Source organism: Acinetobacter sp. CAU_H_S170_2, from assembly GCF_058890445.1.
In genome coordinates this window covers 2,123,503-2,144,684 of sequence record NZ_JBZYAE010000001.1, presented here as the reverse complement: position 1 = coordinate 2,144,684, position 21,182 = coordinate 2,123,503, and the positions used below count along the sequence as shown (strand labels likewise).

The following is a 21,182-nucleotide window of genomic DNA, read 5'->3' as shown; positions in this document are numbered from 1 at the left end:
TATTTTTACTAGAAAATCATCAAAAAAGAGTAAAGCCTTACTTTATTTGATAGACAAAAGAACAAAGTATTTTCATCTGATACTTAAAAAGTATGAAGCGAGCTTTGTATAGGTGATTTTGAGCGGTTTTATCTATTATGCTCAAGCACTGAGTTTGTTAGACTAAGGCAGTTTCTTTTGTTTATGGATGTGCAGTGCTGCCATTTAAGCTCTGGGTCGATGCAGATGCATTGCCTAAAATTTTACGTGAAGTGATTTTACGTGCTTCAGATCGTTATCAACTTGAAGTGACCTTTGTGGCCAATCAAAATGTCGGGATTACGCCTTCCGTTCGTATTAATTCGATTCAAGTGATGAGTGGGGCGGATGCCGCGGATAAAGAAATCATCGAACGCATGAAAGAGAATGATATTGTGATGACACAAGACATTCCGCTGGCAGCACAGGTGATTGAAAAGGGTGGAATCGCAATTCACCCACGTGGTGAAATCTATACTACCGCTAATGTCAAAGCCCGCCTACATTTACGTGATTTTATGGATTCATTACGTGGAGCAGGTGTAAACACGGGTGGGCCACCACCTATTTCTGAGCGTGATAAACGCGAATTTTCTAGTTCTTTAGACCAAACCATTCAAAAGCAAAAACGCAAAACTGCCATTTAGCATCGAGCTGATTATGTCTTCTAAAGCCAATCTGATGGCAACCTATGGATTATTGGTTTTTATTTGGTCCACAACGCCTTTAGCGATTGTGTGGAGTGTGACCGATTTACATATGCTGTGGGCATTGGTATTACGTTTTTTCATTGCTTTGCCTTTGGCGATTTGTTTGTTATTGGTTTTAAAACGACAGTTCCCCACCGATAAAGTCGCTTGGCATAGTTATTTCGCTGGTTCTTTTAGCTTGATTGGTTCGCAGTTTTTTACCTATGTTGCCACCAATTATATTAGTTCAGGCATGATTGCATTGATGTTTGGCTTAGCACCGATTATGGCAGGGCTGATCGGACGTTTTTACTTTAAGAGCTATTTGAGTGCAATGCAGTGGTTTGGAATGTGTATTGCACTGCTAGGACTTGCGATAATTTGCCTTGCAGGTACAGCACAGCATGTCCATCCGTTTGGGATTGGACTGATGTTACTTAGTGTATTTTCTTATGCAGCCTCTATTTTCTGGGTGAAAAAAGTCAATGCGAATATTGAACCCGTTGCACAAGCGACAGGTTCAATTTTGGTGTCGACATTGGCGGCTATATGTATTGTGCCTTTTATTTGGCAGCATGCACCGCAGCAAATGCCCGATTTGAAAACTTGCTTGGCGCTGCTATATACGGTCGTCATGGCGTCATTGATTGCGATGTTCTGTTATTTTAAATTGGTACAGAAAATTCAACCTACGACTTTATCGCTGACTACCGTCATGACGCCGATGATTGCTCTATTTATAGGTGCGGTACTGAATCAGGAAAAACTTTCGATGATGGTGATGTTGGGTGCAGTGGTTTTACTGTCAGGTTTATTCGTTTACTTTTATAAAGATCTTCAGGCAAGTCGGAAACTTGCCCAAAAGTTAAAAAGCCAAAACTAGTCCAAGGTTCTGGCTTTAATGATCTTCGACCGTCAAAGAAATACAGTCGGCCAATTTGACACGATCTTGCGGGTGCAAGGTAATAAAGTATGCTCCCGTGCGGCACTTGCCATTTTCCTCTTCATTGCTGTACACCACTTGTGCAATCGCGGCAATATGGAAGAAGTTTTCAGGGTGGCTCAAGGTTAAGTGGATATAGGTACCATCTTGAATTTGTTTTTCGCTATAGAAACTCAAACCACTTTCAGAAAAATTCACATGTTCAGGCGTAGGTAACATGGTTTGTACAATTGTGTCGTACAAAGACCCCGTGATCAGGTTTAATTTCTGGTTAAATAGGGATAAGATTCGAGCAATTTGTTGATCTTTTTCAGATAATTGTTCTAATTCGTAGTTTAGTGCATGATCAAATTGATCTAATTCTGCGAGTAGTAGAAAATAGCGCGGTAAAACAAAATTAGGATCGTAAGGGTCATTCAGGGCAACATCATCAGAAATGATCTGATAGTTAATTCTCAAGGCCGCATCGATTCGTGACATCACACGACGTTCTGCTTGAACGTTTTGATGCTGTAAATTTTCCATAATTATGACCTCGGACTAGATGGTATGTTTAAACCAATCTCGCTGTATATAGGGTTGAGATATACTCGCGCACGGCGTAGCAACCACTTTATTTCTTTTATTGCACTGGTTTCGATGATCGGTCTGACACTGGGTGTGGCTGTACTTATTACAGTCTTATCTGTAATGAATGGTTTCGACCGAGAGCTGAAAACACGTGTACTTGGAATGATACCTCAAGCCACTGTTTCTTCAACACAAATTTTAACAGATTGGCCTGAACTTGCAAAAAAAATTGAGACAAAGGAACACGTCACAGGCGTAGCACCGTTTACTCAATTGCAGGGGATGCTTACGGCACAAGGCCAAGTGGCTGGAATTATGGTCACGGGGATCGAACCTCAATATGAAAAAAAGGTTTCGATTATCCAAGACCACATGGTTGAAGGTGGTATTGATAACTTAAAAAAAGGTGAGTTTGGTATTGTTTTAGGTAAACAAATGACCGATGCCTTAGGTTTAGGTTTAAATGATAGTGTGACTTTGGTTTTACCAGAGGCAACACCATCACCAGCGGGTGTGGTACCGCGTTTTAAACGTTTCAAAATTGTGGGCATTTTCAGCATTGGTGCTGAGGTTGATTCGATGATGGGCTACATTGCCTTGAATGATGCATCAACGTTGTTACGCCTACCTGATGGCGCGCAAGGCATTCGCTTGAAATTGGATGATATTTTTGCAGCACCTAAAGTGGCTGATGAAATTGTGATGGATCTGCCAAGCGGTTTTTATGCCTCGAATTGGACCTATACTCACGGCAATTTATTTAGTGCGATCCAAATGGAAAAAGCCATGGTGAGCTTATTGCTCTTCCTGATTGTCTTGGTGGCTGCATTTAATATTGTGTCATCCTTAGTGATGGTCGTGACCGATAAAAAATCGGATATTGCCATATTACGTACCCTTGGCGCCTCACCTGCAACCATTACCCGTATTTTTATGGTTCAGGGCACGATTATTGGTGTGATTGGTACGGTATCGGGTGCGATTCTCGGCATTGTTTTCGCTTCTGGAATTAGTGGTTTTGTGGGTTGGTTAAACAATGTGATGGGACTTCATCTGTTTGATGCCTACTTTATCAATTACTTACCATCGTATTTAAGATGGCAAGATGTATTAACCATTGTGTCACTGTCTTTAGTTTTAAGTTTCCTTGCAACAATTTATCCTGCAATGCGTGCCGCAAAAATCCAACCTGCGGAGGCATTACGTTATGAGTAAAATTGTTTTAGAAGCGCAAAATATTGAAAAGCATTTTACTGACGGTAAGTCGACCGTTGAGGTGATTAAAGGCCTCTCTCTACAAGTCAAAGCAGGTGAATTTGTCTCGATTGTGGGGTCGAGTGGTTCGGGTAAAAGTACTTTGTTGCATGTCTTGGGTGGTTTAGACCGTCCGAGTTCGGGCCAAGTGTTTTTGCAGGGCAGTCGTTTTGACAGTTTGAATGAAGCTGAGCGTGGTTATTTACGTAACCAACACTTAGGTTTTGTTTACCAGTTCCATCATCTGTTGCCTGAGTTTACGGCTTTGGAAAATGTGGCAATGCCACTGATGTTACGTCAAGGCACCAACTTTAAAGATGTACAAAAGCAAGCCGAATATTTACTTGAACGTGTAGGATTGACGCATCGTTTAACCCATAAACCGGGTGAGCTTTCGGGCGGGGAACGGCAACGTGTTGCATTAGCGCGTGCATTGGTGGCCAAGCCTGCGTTGATGATGGCAGATGAACCGACAGGCAACCTAGATCGTAAAACAGCAAGTAAAATTTTTGAGCTGCTGATGGATTTACGTCAGGAATTCAATATGGCGATGTTGATCGTGACGCATGATGAACAACTGGCTCAGTCCGCCGATTCGATTTTGCATATGCAAGATGGTCTTTGGGTCAATGACTAGGCTGAGTGCCGATAAAAATATGAGATAAAGCCACTATCTATTGAAGCCCACTTCGGTGGGCTTTATTATGGCGCCAATAAAAAAATAACTGATTAAAAGAATGAAGTTTTTATATGCTGCTGCTTGGATTGTAGGAATTGCACTGATGGGGCAGACCGTCCCCATCCTAAATCACCTTTTTTACCCAGCATTGATTTTGGTCACTGTACTTTTGCCGTTACAGCTTTTTCTCTTTAAGCACAAACACGTCCTTATTTTGCAGTTTTTATGTGGACTGATTTATTCAATGTTGTTTTTAACTGCAGGATATCATTATGCACAATCAGCTTTGCAACAGCGTCTAGCCTATAAAGAAACAAAAGTTGAAGATGCTGAAATTATTGTTTATATCGCAAAAGTTAACCAACTGGGTGCTGAGACCATTCAGCAAGAAATACAGGTCTTGAACCGACATGTGCAACCAGTGCAGTGGTTGGGTTTTCAAAAAAGGATCTCGGATGAGCAAGTGGTCTTGGAACTTGGGAAATACTACCGACTGATAGGGGAAATACGTCCTGCGCATAGTTATGCGGTGCAAGGTGTATTCGATGTTGAGCAGTGGTATCTGCAACGTAATCTCATGTCGGGTTTTAAACTCAAGCACATACACCCCTTGTCTGAGTCAGAAATTTCTGCATTAGGCTATACCCATTATTTAAGAAAACAGCAGGGTGTACTCAATAAAATTCAACTGGGTATAGAACAACAGCGCTTAAACATTCGTCATTTTATTTATAGCCAGCCTTTAAGCCATAAGGGCTTAATTCTAGCACTCCTGACTGGGGATGAAAGTTTTTTAGATAAGGAGACGACAGCACTTTTTCAACGCTTTGGCATTAGCCATTTATTAGCGATTTCTGGGCCACATGTGCTGATCTTTGCCGTGATGCTGTGTTGGCTGTTACAAAAGGTGCTGAATCGTTATTGGCCACAGATTTTTCTAAAAATCCCACGACCTTATGCATTGTTACTGCCATTTTGTTGCTGCGTATTGCTGTATTGTGCCTTTGTTGGTTTTGAAATTCCTGCACTTCGTACTTTACTCAGTTGTTTCTGTTTAAGTGTGTTGATTTGGCTCAGGCAGAAAATTTCAGCTTTGACGTTACTCTTATTGAGTGCATCACTCCTTTTACTGTTAGACTCTTTTTCAATTCTATCAGCTGCCTTTTGGCTGTCCTATGGTGCATGCTTTGTGCTTTTACGCATTTATCAAACGACTATTCGGCTGGATTTGAGTCGCCCGCAGTCTTGGCAGAAAAAACTCGTTTTTAGCTTAAAACTTTTGGTTGAGTCGCAGTGGAAAATATTTGTGGCTCTGATGCCTTTGGTGATTATTTTCTTCAAGCAAGTCTCATGGGTGAGTCCAATCAGTAACCTTGTCGCTATTCCACTGATCAGTTTACTGGTTGTACCACTGGAGGTTTTGGCAGCATTTACTTTTTATCTTTTTGAACCGCTGAGCAGCCTTTTGTTTCAGTTGGCAGATTGGGTGCTGGTATTTTTATTGGGCATACTCAATGGATTGGATGCGCTACTACCGATTAAGTTATACCCGATTGCGCTCAATACTTGGCAAGTCATTTTATTGATTGTGCTCTTAATCATTATTTTTATGCCCAAACCGAGTCTACCAAAATCATGGCTGGTGTTAGGTTTGATTCCTTTGTTGGGGTTTAGCAGCCAAAACCGTCCTTTTGAGTTGGTCGTATTGGATGTCGGTCAGGGACAAGCGGTGTATATGCAAGATGGGCAACAGCATGCCATGATTGATGTTGGTGGCTCCTATGATGAATCGAAGTTTAGCGTTGCTAAGCAGATTATTCAGCCATTTTTATCGAAGCAAGGCGTGAGCCAATTAGATCAGCTGATACTTACACATTTGGATCAAGATCATAGTGGAAGTTATGCCACATTAAAAAATGAGTTGTCGATCAATCAAGTTTACTCTAATCAGCAATTGGATGTGGCGACTACGTCAAACTTTAACTATTGCCAACAAGGTCAGATCTGGCAATGGTCTGAACAAGTGGAAATCAAAATTTTGTCACCGAAAGCCAATCAATTGGCACAAGTGCCATATCAGCAAAATGAGTTATCTTGTGTAGTCTATATACAAGTGAAGGGTGTACAGCCTTATCAGTATTTTTTGATTATGGGGGATGCAGGCTGGCAAACCGAGTTTCAATTATTACAGGATTATCCAGACTTAAAAGTTGATGTATTGGTCTTGGGTCATCATGGCAGTCGACATAGTTCAGCCTATGCGTTTTTAAAACATTATCAACCGAAATTAGCAATTGCCTCAGCAGGGTTCAATAACCGTTATGGACATCCAAGTACAGTAACGCAAACTCGTTTGAAAGCTTTAAATATCCCACTCTTAACAACAGTAGAGCAAGGCAGTATCGGTTTTATTGTGCAGCCTACAGGGATTATTGAACTGACGATACAACGTCAGACTCGACAGTGGTTGCAGTCGACTGATTCTGTTGTTCCAAACGCAATTGCTCTAAACGGGTCACAGCCTCATTAAAGGGAAGGTTATACAGTGCTCGAAGTTTAGGGTTGGCTTTAAAGCGCTTATAGGTCCAATGATAATGCTCAGGATAACGGTGGACCAAGTCCTCAATAGCTTGGTGAATGACGAAGGTGCCATCATTGGCTGTACCTTGATAAATACTTTCGCTCATTTCTTCAATGTACATATCAAAGCCATCGTCATTACGAATAGCATAGAGCAGTAAAGCCTTGGCTTTGGTTTTTTGAATCAGTTTGGCGCTCAGGTTACTTGAAGCCAAAGGAAAGCCAAAATAAGGAATCATTTCACCGCCTTGTTTTGGGGTATGATCGGGCAGAATTACGGTTGTTCCCCCTTGTTTGAGCGCCTTAAAAATTTGGCGTACCCCTGATTCATCGGTCGGCACAAGCTGAGCGCCTTCACGACTGCGCGCCTCACGAACAAATAAGTCAGCACCAGGATCTTTGACCGGTTTATACATAATAGTCATTTCAGTAAATTGGGCGACATAACTATTCATAATTTCCCAAGTCCCAAAATGAGGTACGATTAAGACTAAACCTTTCTGAGCGGCAAGCGCCTGATGTAGCAAATGTTCGCCATGTACTTTTTGGACGCGTTCAATATTTTTTTGGTTGCTTGAACCCCAGATACTAAAAAACTCAAAATAGGTGGTCAGTTCATTACGCACTGCTTGCTTCGCAATCATTTCACGTCGCTCATCACTCAGCTCAGGCAGTGCAATTTTTAAGTTGAGTCTGAGGGCGTCATTGTTTTTACTGATTTTTAAAAGATTGACTAAGCCTGCTAAACCTTTAGCAAAAAAACGTGCAAATTTAATAGGTTGTTTGCTTACAAAACGCAGTAAACGATAAGTCGAGTTTTGCTCTTGTGCTTTAGTCATTCTTTAGAGTCAATGGTGCATGTGGATAAAAACATAAAATATTATAGGCTAAAATAAACTGTTTCGACAGTTTTCTACAAATCAGTGTATATAATGAGGGCAATTTTATTCAAGTTTGGATTGTTATATGTCCGATTGGCCACCAAAACCAGAAAATGAAACGCCGAAACAACAGCCTGTACATGAACAACCGACAGGAAACGAATGGAAACTTTTAGAGAAAGCAGTTTTAGCTTCCGTCGAGGAACAACGTCGTGCACGTCGTTGGGGCATCTTTTTCAAATGTCTAACTTTCGCCTATCTTTTGTTTATTCTATTTGCCATGACCAAGAGCTGTTCGACTAGTGGTACGGATGCAACCGCATCTAAACACATAGCTGTAGTTGATATTGTTGGTACCATTGCCGCTGATGAGCAAAGCGTAAACAGTGATGACACGATTAAGTCATTAAAGAAAGCTTTTGAAAATAAACAAAGCCAAGCGGTGGTGCTCAATATTAATTCACCGGGCGGTTCTCCGGTTCAGTCGGATGAAATCTGGCAAGAAATTCAATATTTGAAAAAAGCGCATAGCGATAAAAAATTGTATGCGGTGATTGGTGATACAGGTGCATCAGGTGCTTACTATATCGCATCTGCTGCGGACGAAATCTTGGTGAATCCTTCGAGTTTAGTGGGTTCAATCGGTGTGATTATGCCGAACTATGGGGTGAATGGCCTCATGCAAAAACTAGGTGTTGAAGACCGCACTATGACCTCTGGTCAAAACAAAGCTTTATTATCAATGACACAACCCGTTAACCCTGCGCAGCGCGCACATGTTCAAGGTGTACTTGATAATGTACACGAGCATTTTATTAATGCTGTGAAACAAGGTCGTGGCAAAAAGTTAAAGTCGAACGATCCTGCACTTTTCTCAGGTCTTTTCTGGACAGGGGATCAGGCGGTCAAACTGGGTATTGCTGATCGTATTGGTAATTTACATACTTTAAAACGTGAACTAAATACCGATAAAGCGATGGATTATACGGTGGTACATAGCCCACTAGATGCTGTATTAGGCCGTTTAGGTGCATCTATGGGAGCTGGTTTTGCATCTTCACTTTCAAATCAAATGCAATCTGAACAGACCACGAAACTGCAATGAAACCTTTAATTCATTTTGCGCACGCCAATGGCGTGCCTTCTAAGGTCTATCAGAAATTATTTGATTTATTGTCAGATCAGTATGATGTGATCTATGTCCCTTTACTAGGACCAGATAAAAACTACCCGATTGATAACCATTGGAAAAGCTTAACTCAGCAAGTGATTGACAGTATTGTTCGTCAGGCACAGGGTCGTAAAGTGATTGGTTTAGGACATTCATTAGGATCAGTGCTGACGTTTCAGGCGGCGTTACAGCGTCCTGAGTTATTTCAACAAGTCATCATGATAGACCCGCCTTTGATCATGGGCAAAGCCTCGTTTGCATTACACTTTGCGAAAATGTTGAAGTTAAAAATGGTTGATACCATGTCACCAGCAGCGCTATCTTTACGGCGTCGTGACCATTGGGAAAGCCGTGAGCAAGCAGCTGAACTTTTACGTCCAAAAGGTTTTTATAAAGACTTTGATCCAGACTGCTTTCAAGCTTATATTGAATATGCTTTAACGGAAGATCGTGTCCGTGGCGGTGTTGAACTTACGATTGCAAAAATGGATGAAGTTCATATCTTCAGAACCAATCCTTCTTTATGGTGGCTACCTCAGTGCAAACCACAAGTGCCGATGCATTTAATGATTGCTAAAAAAGGTCCTTTTATTGGTCCAGGTTTTCCACAAATAGTGAAAAAGAAATTTGGCATTCCTTATCAAATCGTTGAGGGAAGCCATATGTTTCCTTTGGAGCGACCAGAAGAAACGGTTGCTCTGATTAAGGCGCTGATTCAAGAAAATGTTTAATAGTACTTTTTAGCAACCATAAAAAAACGCCTCCTTGGAGGCGTTTTCTATTTTCAAAATTTGCAAAACTGAATTGGCTCGTGCATCAAGGTGTCGCGGTAGAGAACGCCTTGGTCTGTATGCTGAATCGTTTGTGTACAAATCCACTCTACCACTTGCGGGTAGATGATATGCTCAAGCGTATGTACACGCTGGGCCAAACTATTCACACCATCATGTGAACCAACTTGCAGTACACCTTGTGCTAAAGCTTGACCTGCATCGAGTTCAGCCGTCACATAGTGCACGGTACAGCCATGCAGTTGATCGCCAGTATTCAAGACGCGCTGATGGGTATGCATACCTTTGTAATGCGGTAGAAGAGAAGGGTGAATGTTGATCATTTTCCCTTCCCAAGCACTGACAAATTTCTCACTTAAAATACGCATAAAGCCAGCAAGAACCACCAAGTCCACATCCCAATCGAGCAATTGTTGATGCATGACATCATCAAAAGCTTCACGATGAGGATACTGTTTGTGCTCAATGACCGCTGTCGCAATACCTGCATTTTCAGCACGCTGTAGCGCATAGGCTTCAGGTTTGTTGGAAATGACACCCACAATTTGCCCTGACAGATTGGCATCAATCAAGGCTTGAAGGTTTGATCCACTTCCCGAAACCAGAACAGCAATTTTAATCATATGACTTAAGCGAATACCACACGGATTTTTTCGTCTGCGCCTTCAACTGACTCAGCATTGTCTGCGATATGCCCCATAGTGAAAGCTTTTTCACCAAGGCTATTGAGTCGTTCAACTGTTTTATCCGCATCAGCTGCATCAACAACTAAGACCATGCCTACGCCACAGTTGAATGTGCGATACATTTCGAACTGTTCAACACCACCTTCACGTTGAAGAAGTTTAAACAATTCTGGCCATTCCCAAGATGCTTCATTCACAACAGCTTGAGCACCATTCGGCAATACGCGTGGTAAGTTACCTGGTAAACCACCACCAGTAATGTGCGCCATTGCGTGTACATCAACTTCTTTTAAAAGTTGAAGAATAGGCTTCACGTAAATACGTGTTGGTTCCATTGCAACATCGGCAAGTGGACGACCATCAACGATTTGCGCCAAGTCAACGTTTTTCACGTCTAAAATTTTACGAAGTAGAGAGTAACCGTTTGAGTGAGCACCACTTGATGCAACACCAATTAAAACGTCACCCGCTTTGACTTTAGAGCCATCAATAATTTTGCTTTGCTCAACTACGCCTACACAGAAACCTGCCAAGTCGTAATCTTCGCCTTCATACATGCCAGGCATTTCGGCAGTTTCACCACCAACCAATGCACAACCAGCAAGTTCACAGCCTGTACCGATACCAGTAACTACGTTTGCAGCCACATCTACATTAAGATGGCCAGTTGCATAGTAGTCAAGGAAGAATAATGGCTCAGCGCCACATACAAGAAGATCGTTTACACACATTGCAACCAAGTCTTGACCAATCGTGTCATGACGGTTCAAATTCAATGCTAAACGTAATTTTGTACCAACACCGTCCGTGCCAGATACGAGAACAGGTTCTTCATAACCTTTAGGGATTTTACAAAGTGCACCGAAGCCACCTAATCCGCCCATTACTTCAGGACGAGTAGTACGCTTCGCGACAGATTTGATACGATCGACTAACGCGTCGCCCGCTTCAATGTCGACACCTGCATCTTTGTAGCTTAAACCAGTGTTTGGGGTAGAAGTTGAGTTGCTCATAATGAAGTCTCCGCATTCGCGGGGCGATTATACCTGAATATACGAAACACATATGTTATTTCTGCGCTAAAATGTTATCTTTACTAAAATATTTTTCTCAATAACGATTAAATCTGACAAAGGCGAGATTGCATGCAAGATCGTACACTTAAACGTATTTTTATTTTGGCAGGAATCGCGCTCATACTCTGGGTGTTGTATCTACTCAAGCCTGTTGTTTTACCTTTTATTGGTGCATTTTTAGTCGCTTATCTGTTTAGTCCACTGGTCGATAAACTGCATAAAATTGGCTTACCACGTTGGTTATCTATTAGTGCTGTTTTTATCGGTATTGGCGTTGTCATTACATTGGCATTTTGGTATTTAGTTCCACTGGTATGGGAACAGTTGATGTATGCAAAGAACAGCATTCCTTCAGGTATACATTGGGCAAATTATAAATTCCTCCCTTGGTTATCTGACAGTTTTAATCTGGTCCCAATGGAATTAGATGTTGATCAGATTTCAGCCGCAATTATGGAATATGTACAGACCAACTATAGTGCAGACAGTATTCAGGCTATGATTGCCAAATTGGCTCAGTCTGGACTGAACTTCATTCAGATTGGTGGTACTGTTGTGCTGATCCCAATTATTGCATTCTATTTTTTATTAGATTGGGATCGCATGCTGGACAGTTTCCGTCGTCTTATTCCACGGCGATATGAAGAACAGACCTTAGTCATTGTTAAAGAATGTCATAGTGTACTTGGTGCATTTGTTAAAGGTCAGTTCTTGGTCATGGTGCTCTTGGGCGTGGTCTATGCAATGGGCTTACAGTTAATTGGACTTGAAGTCGGTTTGATTATTGGGATGGTGGCTGGGCTATGCAGTATCATTCCGTACTTAGGTTTTGCTGTCGGAATTATTGCTGCAGTGATTGCAAGTTTATTCCAGTTTGGTATTGATTGGATGCAACTACTCTTGGTTGGCGTGGTCTTTATGATTGGTCAGGCAGTGGAAGGCTATATATTACAACCGTTTTTGTTGGGCGATAAAATTGGCTTGTCTCCAGTTGCTGTGGTATTTGCAGTGCTGGCTGGTGCGCAATTGGGCGGTATTTTAGGAATGTTAATTGCATTGCCTGTCGCTGCTGTGATTGTGGTCTTATTAAGACATGCACGTGAGTTTTATGAAAACAGCCCAATGTATAGTACATCTACTTATGTTGTGCAAGATTCATCAGCGGGTTCAATTACGATTGAAACTGATCAGGTCGATGTTGATATTGAACTAAAAAATCAAGCGGTAAAAGCTCAGCAAGCATCTGAAAATTCAAGTAAGATTGATCAGATAGACCATAAAGAAATTTAGGATACACAAACCAGCATGCGTCAATTGCAACTAGATATTGAACCCCAACTCGATGCCCGAATCAGTGATTTTTCTGGGCCGGGATGGGGGCATGTTATCGATGCGATTCGTCAGTTACATGCGGGTTTAATGAATCGTTTTTATGTGTATGGTAGTGCAGGTTCTGGGAAAAGTCATTTACTTTCAGCAATTTGTGATTCTTATTTGGATGTGGGTAAAACAGCGATTCAGGTTTCATTACTTGAACTGTTGGATGCGCCAACAGAAGCAATTACTTCTTTAGAGCGTTTTGACCTTGTCGCTTTAGATGACATCGAAGCCATAAGCGGTGTGCCGCATTGGCAGAAAGCGGTTTTTCACCTGATCAACTACAATAACGAAGAAGGCGGCCAATTGGTGTTCTCTTCTCGTGTTGCACCGATTGAATTAAAACTTGAACTACCTGATTTACAATCTCGCCTGACGCAAGCTGTAAGTGTGAAAGTACCAAACGGAAGTTTGTATGCCGATCGTTCTACATTAGTGATGTCGGTTTTATCGCGTCGTGGGATTCATATCGATCAACAGATTATTGATTATTTACTCGCGCATGGGCCGCATCAAACCTCGGTATTATTGCAAAGTTTAGAACAACTAATTCAACTACTAAAAGGTGAGAAAACCAAACTGAGTAATGCAAATCTCAGACAAATTTATGCGCTAATTGACGAATATCGGTAAATCATAATATTACTTGAGAAATTGTCCGAGCTGTGACAGAGTACAAAAAATTGTTAGATATTGCAGGGATTTTGCAATCTAAGAATAAAAAGAAAAGATAAAATAAAAGCAAGGAGATCGTTATGCTCAAGAAGAGCATAGGTGTAGCTACGCTATTGGTGGCGAGTCATGCCTATTCGGATAATATTAAAGTGACCATCACTGACGATATTGTCAAAAATGACACGGAATGTTCACTTCGCGAAGCTATCGACTATATTAATCAAGGTATGCCTGAGGCGGGTTATTATGGTTGCGGGGGCAAAGATGCGATTTCCACCGTCATGCTTGAGAAAAATAAAACCTATTTGCTAAATACCCATCTTGCGATCAAAAAAGATTTAACACTCAGAACAAGTTATGACAGTTCTGTGGGGGAAGAAACTGTTCAGGGTTTAAGTAATGCCATCTTAAAAATGAATGGTTCTGACAACTTATTAAGGGTTGATAATGCTGAGAATGCTTTAATTCGTGTGTTAGTAAAAGAGGTTACTCTACAGGGCTGTGCGAAAGACTGCGGTGTGAATCAAGGTGGTTTAATTTATAACAATGAATATTTAGGTCTTGAATACGTCAAATTAACAGGTGGTTTTGCAGGGCAAGGGGGTGCGATTTACAATGTCGCAACCTTGCTCAAAGATGGTACTAGTCGTAGTCTAGTTGAAATTCGCTCTACTCTGGTTGAGCAAAACCAAGCGGCACAAGGTGCTATTTTGTATGGGGACGCGCCTTCTTTTCGGATTTATAATTCAGTTTTCAAAGAAAATAAAACAACAGATGCAAGCAGTGCCAATATTTACTCTGTCAATAATGCAGCTGTTAAAGAAGATACAACCTTATCCAGTTTAGCATCACGTCTGGTCAGTAGTACCTTTGTGAAAAATACAGGTTATGTCGTCAATGTTCGAGATGGCATGGCTTTGAATAACTTAACGGTGGTGGGAAACAGTAAAGGGATTTATTTCAATCCATCTACAAACTTGGCTTATCTGGCCAATAGTATCGTTTTAGGGAATGCTGAAAATACCATCACACAAAACTGTGCTGGGGATTTAAGTAAAGCAGTTCTTCAGAACAACTTAGTCACGCAAAGTGACTGTGGCAGTGGTGCGAGCTATTATCCGAATGAGTTTTGGTCTGGCGCTTTGATTGCAGGCAGTGATGTGGTGGGTGAGTGTAAAACCATGTCTGCAGATGCTGACAGTTTATTGTGTCCTTATATTGTTCCCAACCAAAAATTTTTAGGCTATATCCGTCCACGCATTTTAATGAGTCAGACGCATTGGTTAGATTCTCCAATTGTGAACAAGGGTAAAGTGGTTGTAAACACAACGGATTCTTTAATTGGCTGTGAAAATTCAGATCAACGTGGTGTGAATCGAAATACGAATAATACCTTTTGTGACCGTGGTGCAATTGAGATTGAGGTCCCAACGACCATTAGCTTAATTGGTGAAGATCTGATAGCGGGGCAAGTAGCTAAACTTTCTGTTGCAGATCTGCTTGGAGATAGTGATCTACTGTCCAAAACCGAATGTGCAAGCTTGTTCAAATCGGCTAAAGCGCCAAATGGTGAAGAGTGGCAACCCGGTTGTATGCGGGTGCAGCAGACTCAAACGGTATCGAAAGGTAAAGTGGTGATTGATGAACTAGGAAATATTACTTACACGCCAAATGGAGCATGGCATGGTGCTGATATTTTCAGGTTACAGCTGGTCACAACCACGACACGTTTTGATGAACATATTCCGTTCGTCGAAGTGAATGTACAAATTGTACAAGAACCGCAAAATCATATGGAAAGTGACAAAATTAAAACTTCTGGGGGCAGCACGGGTATTCTGAGCTTACTGGGGTTATTTGCTTTAATTTTGCTGCGTCGAAAATAAAAAGAAAAGGGCGAACATGAAACACTTTAAAAAAGGACTATTGGGTGTCATGGTGGTAGCTGCTATGACATTAATGGCTGCAGAAGATAGAACAATTCATGTCAACACATTTGATGATGAAGATAATGTGAACATGAATCAATGTTCACTCCGTGAGGCAATCAAAACAGCCAGTTTAAATAAGGCTTATGGCGGCTGTAGTGCTGGGAATACGGGTTCAGGTCAAACCGATTATATTCAGTTAGCAGCCGGGACGTATAAGCTGAGTAAGGAAATTGTTCCCGAGTCTAAAGTGGTGGTTTTTGGGAAAAGCCCTTATTTAGATCGTGAAAAAAATCCCATCACTTTTAAGTATCCAGCGCTAGGTGAGCTGACTTCACGGATTGATGCGGGTGGAAAGTCACGTTTATTTAATACCATTACCAAGACCAGTTTGACGCTAGAGAATGTCATTCTAGAAAATGGTTATTCGGCAGATGAAGGCGGTGCTTTACTGGTCGGTGGAGCATTAACCTTAAATAATGTACAAATTCTAAACTCAAAGTCGGATAAAAAAGGTGGAGCACTCTATCTCGTTGGTTCTGGTGAGCATCAGGTGACTGTAAATAATAGTGTATTACAAGGTAACCAAGCGACTGTAGGTAGTGTGCTTGCAATGCAATGTTATGCAGGGCTGTTGGATGTAAAAACGAATATAGAGTTTAGAGCGAATAGTATTATTTCAAATGGTCAGATATCGAATCTAAATACATTCGATTTTTGTGGTAACCCAAAAGTTGCTATGGCGAATAATACGATCGCAAAAAATACTGTGAATACTCTAAACGGGAGCATCTTGTATGCCGTTAATACCCGAGAGCATAATCTGAGTCTTGAAAGTAGTTTCTTATTTTCAAATAACACCATTGTAGAAAACAGTGCCGCGAGCGTTTTGGATTATGATGATTTCGGTACGAAGTCGTTGTATTACAATGTACTTGCATATAATGGAAATACATCATGCCGCTATGTCGGTTCTCAGACACTATCCGACAAATATGATGCCGGTGTGACGGCAGGTTACAATGCGTTTGATACTGCAACCAGTCAGTGTGAACTGGCAGCAAGTGCACGAATACTCGATGGTACGACAGATACCAATATTGATGTGAAAAATGTGGCTATAGGAAGTCTACTCAGTTCCTTAACTTCGCCATCAAAATATAATTTATTCCGCCCAATGTATTTTCCGAAAGTGAATAGTGGAGGAGTTGATTTACTAGATACCAACAGTAAATTGAGCTGCAATGATAGTGACCAGCGTGGTCTAGACCGTATTGTCGACGGAACATTGATGTTAGCACCTGCGGAAGCTAACAGCTGTGATATTGGATCGGTTGAGTTGCGTCGTTTAGCAGCAGCGGATATTGCTGATTTGAAAAATACCTCGCAGGCAGAACGTCTTCAGGCGTATGAGAATAATATTAAGGAATTGGAAGAATTAATCGCCGATAAAAACACCAATCCAGACTTTTTGATCGAGTTTAATGAAGAGTTAAAGCGTTATAAAGAGCTTTTAGCGGCAACCAAACTACATCAAAAATACCGAGCGATTTATGTCGATCCCTTTCAGTTTGTCTTGCAAGATGAGGCTGTGGTCAACACTGCTGATGGAACGTCGGCTTTAAAAGAAATGAACACTGAGAATTATACCATTACTGAAACTCAGGTATTAGGTGTAGGTGTTCTCAGCGCCAAAGATGGTGTGTTGGATACCTCAAAACTCAGAGCGGATCCAACTTTACGCTGTGAGTGGAAGGATGATTTAAAACAAATCATGATTTATCGCACCGATGGTAAGCCTACAACAAGCACGGAATATGTGTATTGCCAATATAGTGTAAAGAGTAAGGCTACGCAGGCAAGTTCTTCGGGGATTCTAAAAGCGGAGTTTAGCAATATACAACCTATTGCCAAAACGGATGAATACACCCTGAATTATGGTGGCACTTTAAAACTCAATGTAAATCCACTTGCAAATGATAGTGATGATGGTGATGGACCGATTAGTACAGTCGCGGCAGAACATCAGCGTCCAGCATTTCACCGTGATGCGAATGGAAAGGATCTTGCTATTCGTATTGTACGTCAGGATGCAGGCATTAATATTAAGCCAGAACGTACAGGTTCTTGTCCGGGAGAATATGAAAAATATGTATGTTATGGCGGCAATATTGAAGTCGAAGTCCGCAATAATTTCAGTCCATTCCCTTATGAAATTGAATATGTGATCTATGATGCAGAGGCTGAAGAGTCTAAATCTGCGATGATGTATTTTACGAACACCGCTAAAAATACCAATACGGAAGCGAGTGGCGGTGGTGGTGGCTCAATCAGTGGCCTTGGGGTGCTTGGATTGTTGTCATTAGCGTGGTTTAGACAACGACGAAAAATATAAATGTAGCCATAAAAAATGCCTCACATGAGGCATTTTTTATGGCTGTTTCTAAAGTATTTACATTCAACTAGGCATCTTAATGTGTAGCAGTGTTGCTATGGATGTACTTGTTGATATATTCATTTCGAATATTCACACGTTCATCTGCATCTGCTTTTTGCATGCGTACACGTAAATCACGTCGTTCTTGGGTGCTCATCTGTTGCCAAGTGTCACGCATTTTTTGCTTTTCTTGTTCAGGTAACTGAGTAAACCAGTCCATACGTTGTTGCAGGGCTGCACTTTGCGCATCGGGCAGTTCTTTAAGGGATTGGTAACGTTGAATCAACGCTCGTTGTTCTTCTTCAGACAACGACTCCCATGTTTCAGACACTTGGGTATCTGCATCTTTAGAAAAAATCCAAAAACGATCAAAACCTGCAAAACTGGTTTGTAAAAAACCTAGCGTGCAAAGTGCGAAAGCGACACGTTTAGCTGCCATGTGGAACAGTGTCCTCACCTAAAACCAATAACATTTCTAAATCTTCAACCATTTGAGGTGAAAGTTTAGGAGTCGAAACCACTTGGTTATGTGGCTTTTCATCAAGGGTTATAGAGTTCGGAAGTACGACAAAGCCAGCAATAGCCGCAGCTAAAGCAAAACCAGACATTTTCCAAAGGCCATAACGTGAGGACTTTTGATCTTGAATGTCATCAAGAACATGTTGCATCACCACGGGTTTGTTCTTGTGGTGTTGCGCGAGCCCATCAAGTTTGGAGGTTACTTGCTTTAAGAAATCATCTTTCATTCGGATGATCCTCCTAGATGTGGATTCAAATGTGCGAGAGCATTGCGTAAGCCTTGAATCGCACGGTGGTAATGAGTTTTAACGCTGCCTTCAGAGCAATTCATGATTTGCGCAGTGGTTGCAGTATCAAAACCTTCCCATGCACGTAACATAAATGCTTGCTGCTGACGAACCGGAAGACCAGCAATGGCTTCTTGAATTTCATCCGCAGTGACAGCTTGACTTAAGAAGTCTGAAGGATTCAGCGCTCTTTCATCGACCACCTCATTGACTTCAAAATCGTCATCATCAAGACTGACTTTTTTGAAGAAAGAAAACGGTTGTGCTCGACGTGCTTCTTTACGACGCCAATCCTGTAATTTATTGGTTAAAATGGTATAGAACAGGGGATACCATTCTTCCGTAGATCGATCTGAATAAGATTTGTGTAATGAAATAAAAGCTTCTTGCACCAAATCCATGGCGATACCCTGCTGGTTTTGGGTGGCAGTTTCCATCATTACTAACGCACGACCAGTCACTTCTTGCATGAAGTTTTTTAGGCGAGACTCGGCGGTACTCTTTAGAGTACTAGAATCCTGCGTTTTAGACTGTTTGGGTGCTAAATCCATAGAGATGGAAAATCCTGTCATCGGATACCCACCATTATTTCCTCGATCATGTGCCTATAACGTTGGAAATAATGGTTTGGTTGACAACACAAGTAATTATTTTTTCTAGTGTAATCTATTTTTTCTACTGAGCCGACTTTAGTTAATATAACTTAACGATTTTAAAGTCGTTGACGCACCATTTCAAAAAAGCAGATTGAACCCGCAATAGCGACATTGAGAGATTCTTGGCCACCAGGCTGTGGGATGCTTAGTGCTTGAGCATGTGCCAAAGCAAAGTCAGAAACTCCTTGGCCTTCATTGCCTAAGATCCAGACACAAGCTTGTGTTAAATCTTTTTGATATAAACTTTCGGCCTGATGTGAGCTGGTCACATACACTGGAATTTCAAAGCGTTCGAGTACATCTTCGATGGCAACGTTTTCATAGGTGTTGAGTGAGAAGTGTGCACCCATGCCTGCGCGTAATACACGTGGTGACCAGAGTGCAGCAGAACCTTTGGTACAAATAACTTGCTTAATACCCGCTGCTGCAGCAGAGCGGAGCAGTGTACCTACATTGCCTGGATCTTGAATGTTTTCCAAAATCAAGGTATCGAAGCTAAAGTCTACACTTTGGCTTGAACTTGGTAAGTCTACAACTGCCAGGAAGGGCAAAGTGGTCCCTAATGTGCTTAAGTCACGATATAGGCTTTCAGCAATGACAAAAACAGCACCCTCATATTCATCTAAAATATCGCAAATATCAGGGTGTTCGAGTGCATTTTCAGTGGTGAAAATAGAATTGAGTTTCTTCTTTTTTTCAACCCAAGCTAAGCCTAAGTGTGTCCCTTCAAGCACAGTTTGACCTTGCTTTTTACGGTAGCTACTTTGCTCTATTAAACCGCGCAGATGTTTAATCTTTGGGTTGTCTTTTGATTCAAGAAAAACGATTGACATGGGAGAGACTCATGCGCATAACGCTTCAGATGGCTATGCGCATTTAAAAAAAATTAGTTGTGGTAGCCGGTCACTAAATCGACTTCGTTTTTAGAACCAATAATCACTGGGACACGTTGGTGTAGGTCAGTTGGTTCGATGTCTAAAATACGAACGCGACCCGTTGTTGATGCACCGCCAGCTTGTTCAATTAGCATACTCATAGGGTTTGCTTCATACATTAAACGCAGGCGACCTGCTTTTTTCGGATCTTTGAGGTCGTATGGATACATGAAAATCCCGCTACGGCAAAGAATACGGTGAATGTCGCCCACCATACAAGCCACCCAACGCATATTGAAGTCTTTCTCACGTGGACCTGTTTTACCTGCAAGAAGTTCTTCAATATAACGTTTTACTGGGTTTTCCCAGTGGCGTTGGTTTGATGAGTTAATGGCATATTCTTTGGTATCTGCTGCCACTTGAATATTTTCAGAGGTGAGCAAGAATTGTTGAGTTTCTGGGTCAAAGGTAAAGAACACCGTACCTGCGCCGACTGTTAGTGCCAACATGGTTGATGGGCCATAAAGTACATAACCCGCAGCAACTTGTTGGTTGCCTGCTTGCATAAAGTCTTCAGCTTGTGTCACTGCATTTTTTGCAGGCAAGATTGAGAAAATAGTCCCCACACACATATTGATGTCGATGTTGCTTGAACCATCAAGTGGGTCAAATAAAACTAAATATTTGCCATTTTCTTGAGCTGGCGTGAATTCATCCAATTCTTCAGACGCTAAACCACCAACTTGTGGGTGGATTTTTAGAGCATCAATCAAATAATCATTTGAAATTACATCCAGTTTTTTCTGTTCTTCACCTTGCACGTTTTCATGCTGCGCGCTACCTAAGACACCAGCTAAAGCACCTTTTTGTAAAGCTTGATCGATGGTTTGGCAAGTAGCAGCAATGGTGCTAATCACTTGTGCCAATTCAGGCGTAAGATTTCCCGTTTGTTGTTCTAAAAATTGGGACAGATTGAGATATGACATAAGGGGGAGGACTCCACTAAAACTTGAATACGTAACAAAATCAACATTGCGCTATATTTTAGTCGAGAACGAGACAAAAGAACAATTAAACTCGACTATTTGCT

Annotated in this window: 20 protein-coding genes; 11 read left to right on the top strand and 9 right to left on the bottom strand. The window is 41.5% G+C overall.

What is annotated here, in order from left to right:
* Positions 1–194 precede the first annotated feature (194 nt).
* Both AC5EUN_RS10650 and AC5EUN_RS10645 read left to right on the top strand, forming a co-directional pair.
* Positions 195–665: a YaiI/YqxD family protein gene (locus AC5EUN_RS10650; protein WP_004693920.1), complete on the top strand. Its 471-nt coding sequence runs from the start codon at positions 195–197 to the stop codon at positions 663–665.
* Positions 666–678: 13 nt separating this feature from the next.
* Positions 679–1,590 (top strand): DMT family transporter, encoded by a 912-nt coding sequence (locus AC5EUN_RS10645; protein WP_493352342.1) that lies wholly within the window; start codon positions 679–681, stop codon positions 1,588–1,590.
* A gap of 15 nt (positions 1,591–1,605) precedes the next feature.
* On the opposite strand, the gene AC5EUN_RS10640 is transcribed toward AC5EUN_RS10645, so the two are convergent.
* Entirely contained in the window at positions 1,606–2,175 is a 570-nt protein-coding gene (locus tag AC5EUN_RS10640; protein ID WP_004980648.1) for a PilZ domain-containing protein, read from the bottom strand.
* A 24-nt stretch (positions 2,176–2,199) separates the two neighbouring features.
* Between AC5EUN_RS10640 and AC5EUN_RS10635 the strand changes: the two genes are divergently transcribed.
* The 3 genes from AC5EUN_RS10635 (at position 2,200) to AC5EUN_RS10625 (ending at position 6,683) form a co-directional block, all read left to right on the top strand.
* Positions 2,200–3,435, top strand: a complete 1,236-nt coding sequence (locus AC5EUN_RS10635) for a lipoprotein-releasing ABC transporter permease subunit (protein ID WP_004980646.1) — start codon at positions 2,200–2,202, stop codon at positions 3,433–3,435.
* Positions 3,428–4,111 (top strand): lipoprotein-releasing ABC transporter ATP-binding protein LolD, encoded by a 684-nt coding sequence (gene lolD, locus AC5EUN_RS10630; protein ID WP_004693913.1) that lies wholly within the window; start codon positions 3,428–3,430, stop codon positions 4,109–4,111. The genes AC5EUN_RS10635 and lolD overlap by 8 nt, the downstream gene beginning before the upstream one ends.
* A 100-nt stretch (positions 4,112–4,211) precedes the next feature.
* On the top strand, positions 4,212–6,683 hold the full coding sequence (locus AC5EUN_RS10625; RefSeq protein WP_317455069.1) for a DNA internalization-related competence protein ComEC/Rec2: 2,472 nt from the start codon (positions 4,212–4,214) through the stop codon (positions 6,681–6,683).
* On the opposite strand, the gene AC5EUN_RS10620 is transcribed toward AC5EUN_RS10625, so the two are convergent.
* A complete protein-coding gene (locus AC5EUN_RS10620) occupies positions 6,583–7,572 on the bottom strand; it encodes a lysophospholipid acyltransferase family protein (protein WP_010326395.1) in 990 nt (329 codons plus the stop codon). The genes AC5EUN_RS10625 and AC5EUN_RS10620 overlap by 101 nt on opposite strands.
* Before the next feature lie 127 nt (positions 7,573–7,699).
* On the opposite strand from AC5EUN_RS10620, the gene sppA reads away from it, so the two are divergent.
* Entirely contained in the window at positions 7,700–8,719 is a 1,020-nt protein-coding gene (sppA, locus tag AC5EUN_RS10615; protein WP_010326396.1) for a signal peptide peptidase SppA, read from the top strand.
* Complete coding sequence (locus AC5EUN_RS10610; protein ID WP_010326397.1) at positions 8,716–9,516, top strand: alpha/beta fold hydrolase; 801 nt, start codon at positions 8,716–8,718, stop codon at positions 9,514–9,516. The genes sppA and AC5EUN_RS10610 overlap by 4 nt, the downstream gene beginning before the upstream one ends.
* A 53-nt stretch (positions 9,517–9,569) precedes the next feature.
* Here AC5EUN_RS10610 and purN read toward each other — a convergent pair whose 3' ends face one another.
* Both purN and purM read right to left on the bottom strand, forming a co-directional pair.
* The gene (gene purN / locus AC5EUN_RS10605; protein ID WP_010326398.1) at positions 9,570–10,199 is read right to left on the bottom strand and encodes a phosphoribosylglycinamide formyltransferase; all 630 of its coding nucleotides are present in this window, start codon (positions 10,197–10,199) and stop codon (positions 9,570–9,572) included.
* A gap of 5 nt (positions 10,200–10,204) precedes the next feature.
* Positions 10,205–11,275: a phosphoribosylformylglycinamidine cyclo-ligase gene (purM, locus tag AC5EUN_RS10600; protein ID WP_010326399.1), complete on the bottom strand. Its 1,071-nt coding sequence runs from the start codon at positions 11,273–11,275 to the stop codon at positions 10,205–10,207.
* Positions 11,276–11,407: 132 nt separating this feature from the next.
* Between purM and cxpE the strand changes: the two genes are divergently transcribed.
* The 4 genes from cxpE (at position 11,408) to AC5EUN_RS10580 (ending at position 17,713) form a co-directional block, all read left to right on the top strand.
* Positions 11,408–12,628, top strand: a complete 1,221-nt coding sequence (cxpE, locus tag AC5EUN_RS10595) for a chloramphenicol efflux transporter CxpE (RefSeq protein ID WP_010326400.1) — start codon at positions 11,408–11,410, stop codon at positions 12,626–12,628.
* A gap of 15 nt (positions 12,629–12,643) precedes the next feature.
* The gene (gene hda, locus AC5EUN_RS10590) at positions 12,644–13,348 is read left to right on the top strand and encodes a DnaA regulatory inactivator Hda (protein WP_010326401.1); all 705 of its coding nucleotides are present in this window, start codon (positions 12,644–12,646) and stop codon (positions 13,346–13,348) included.
* Between the two features lie 122 nt (positions 13,349–13,470).
* A complete protein-coding gene (gene rbtA / locus AC5EUN_RS10585; RefSeq protein ID WP_010326402.1) occupies positions 13,471–15,276 on the top strand; it encodes a rhombotarget A in 1,806 nt (601 codons plus the stop codon).
* A 16-nt stretch (positions 15,277–15,292) separates the two neighbouring features.
* Positions 15,293–17,713, top strand: coding sequence for a CSLREA domain-containing protein (locus AC5EUN_RS10580; protein ID WP_010326403.1), 2,421 nt, complete (start codon positions 15,293–15,295; stop codon positions 17,711–17,713).
* 76 nt (positions 17,714–17,789) lie between these two features.
* On the opposite strand, the gene AC5EUN_RS10575 is transcribed toward AC5EUN_RS10580, so the two are convergent.
* The 5 genes from AC5EUN_RS10575 to AC5EUN_RS10555 all read right to left on the bottom strand — a co-directional run bounded on the left by AC5EUN_RS10575 (position 17,790) and on the right by AC5EUN_RS10555 (position 21,078).
* The gene (locus AC5EUN_RS10575; protein ID WP_010326404.1) at positions 17,790–18,194 is read right to left on the bottom strand and encodes a DUF3106 domain-containing protein; all 405 of its coding nucleotides are present in this window, start codon (positions 18,192–18,194) and stop codon (positions 17,790–17,792) included.
* A complete protein-coding gene (locus tag AC5EUN_RS10570) occupies positions 18,184–18,501 on the bottom strand; it encodes a hypothetical protein (protein WP_010326405.1) in 318 nt (105 codons plus the stop codon). Before AC5EUN_RS10570 ends, AC5EUN_RS10575 begins: the two co-directional genes overlap by 11 nt.
* Positions 18,498–19,112 (bottom strand): RNA polymerase sigma factor, encoded by a 615-nt coding sequence (locus AC5EUN_RS10565; protein ID WP_010326406.1) that lies wholly within the window; start codon positions 19,110–19,112, stop codon positions 18,498–18,500. Before AC5EUN_RS10565 ends, AC5EUN_RS10570 begins: the two co-directional genes overlap by 4 nt.
* A gap of 161 nt (positions 19,113–19,273) precedes the next feature.
* Positions 19,274–20,050 carry a TrmH family RNA methyltransferase gene (locus AC5EUN_RS10560; protein ID WP_010326407.1) on the bottom strand — a complete coding sequence of 259 codons (777 nt, stop codon included), beginning with the start codon at positions 20,048–20,050 and terminating at the stop codon, positions 19,274–19,276.
* A 53-nt stretch (positions 20,051–20,103) separates the two neighbouring features.
* Positions 20,104–21,078 (bottom strand): class 1 fructose-bisphosphatase, encoded by a 975-nt coding sequence (locus tag AC5EUN_RS10555; RefSeq protein WP_058952079.1) that lies wholly within the window; start codon positions 21,076–21,078, stop codon positions 20,104–20,106.
* Positions 21,079–21,182: the final 104 nt, after the last annotated feature.

Bases quoted from the DNA above. Each gene is read 5' to 3' on its own strand.
- AC5EUN_RS10580 (WP_010326403.1), top strand. From the start codon at position 15,293: ATGAAACACTTTAAAAAAGGACTATTGGGTGTCATGGTGGTAGCTGCT.
- cxpE (WP_010326400.1), top strand. From the start codon at position 11,408: ATGCAAGATCGTACACTTAAACGTATTTTTATTTTGGCAGGAATCGCG.
- AC5EUN_RS10555 (WP_058952079.1), bottom strand. From the start codon at position 21,078: ATGTCATATCTCAATCTGTCCCAATTTTTAGAACAACAAACGGGAAAT.
- lolD (WP_004693913.1), top strand. From the start codon at position 3,428: ATGAGTAAAATTGTTTTAGAAGCGCAAAATATTGAAAAGCATTTTACT.
- AC5EUN_RS10625 (WP_317455069.1), top strand. From the start codon at position 4,212: ATGAAGTTTTTATATGCTGCTGCTTGGATTGTAGGAATTGCACTGATG.
- AC5EUN_RS10620 (WP_010326395.1), bottom strand. From the start codon at position 7,572: ATGACTAAAGCACAAGAGCAAAACTCGACTTATCGTTTACTGCGTTTT.
- AC5EUN_RS10635 (WP_004980646.1), top strand. From the start codon at position 2,200: ATGTTTAAACCAATCTCGCTGTATATAGGGTTGAGATATACTCGCGCA.
- hda (WP_010326401.1), top strand. From the start codon at position 12,644: ATGCGTCAATTGCAACTAGATATTGAACCCCAACTCGATGCCCGAATC.
- AC5EUN_RS10570 (WP_010326405.1), bottom strand. From the start codon at position 18,501: ATGAAAGATGATTTCTTAAAGCAAGTAACCTCCAAACTTGATGGGCTC.
- AC5EUN_RS10565 (WP_010326406.1), bottom strand. From the start codon at position 19,112: ATGGATTTAGCACCCAAACAGTCTAAAACGCAGGATTCTAGTACTCTA.
- purM (WP_010326399.1), bottom strand. From the start codon at position 11,275: ATGAGCAACTCAACTTCTACCCCAAACACTGGTTTAAGCTACAAAGAT.
- AC5EUN_RS10640 (WP_004980648.1), bottom strand. From the start codon at position 2,175: ATGGAAAATTTACAGCATCAAAACGTTCAAGCAGAACGTCGTGTGATG.
- rbtA (WP_010326402.1), top strand. From the start codon at position 13,471: ATGCTCAAGAAGAGCATAGGTGTAGCTACGCTATTGGTGGCGAGTCAT.
- AC5EUN_RS10575 (WP_010326404.1), bottom strand. From the start codon at position 18,194: ATGGCAGCTAAACGTGTCGCTTTCGCACTTTGCACGCTAGGTTTTTTA.
- sppA (WP_010326396.1), top strand. From the start codon at position 7,700: ATGTCCGATTGGCCACCAAAACCAGAAAATGAAACGCCGAAACAACAG.
- purN (WP_010326398.1), bottom strand. From the start codon at position 10,199: ATGATTAAAATTGCTGTTCTGGTTTCGGGAAGTGGATCAAACCTTCAA.
- AC5EUN_RS10560 (WP_010326407.1), bottom strand. From the start codon at position 20,050: ATGTCAATCGTTTTTCTTGAATCAAAAGACAACCCAAAGATTAAACAT.
- AC5EUN_RS10645 (WP_493352342.1), top strand. From the start codon at position 679: ATGTCTTCTAAAGCCAATCTGATGGCAACCTATGGATTATTGGTTTTT.
- AC5EUN_RS10610 (WP_010326397.1), top strand. From the start codon at position 8,716: ATGAAACCTTTAATTCATTTTGCGCACGCCAATGGCGTGCCTTCTAAG.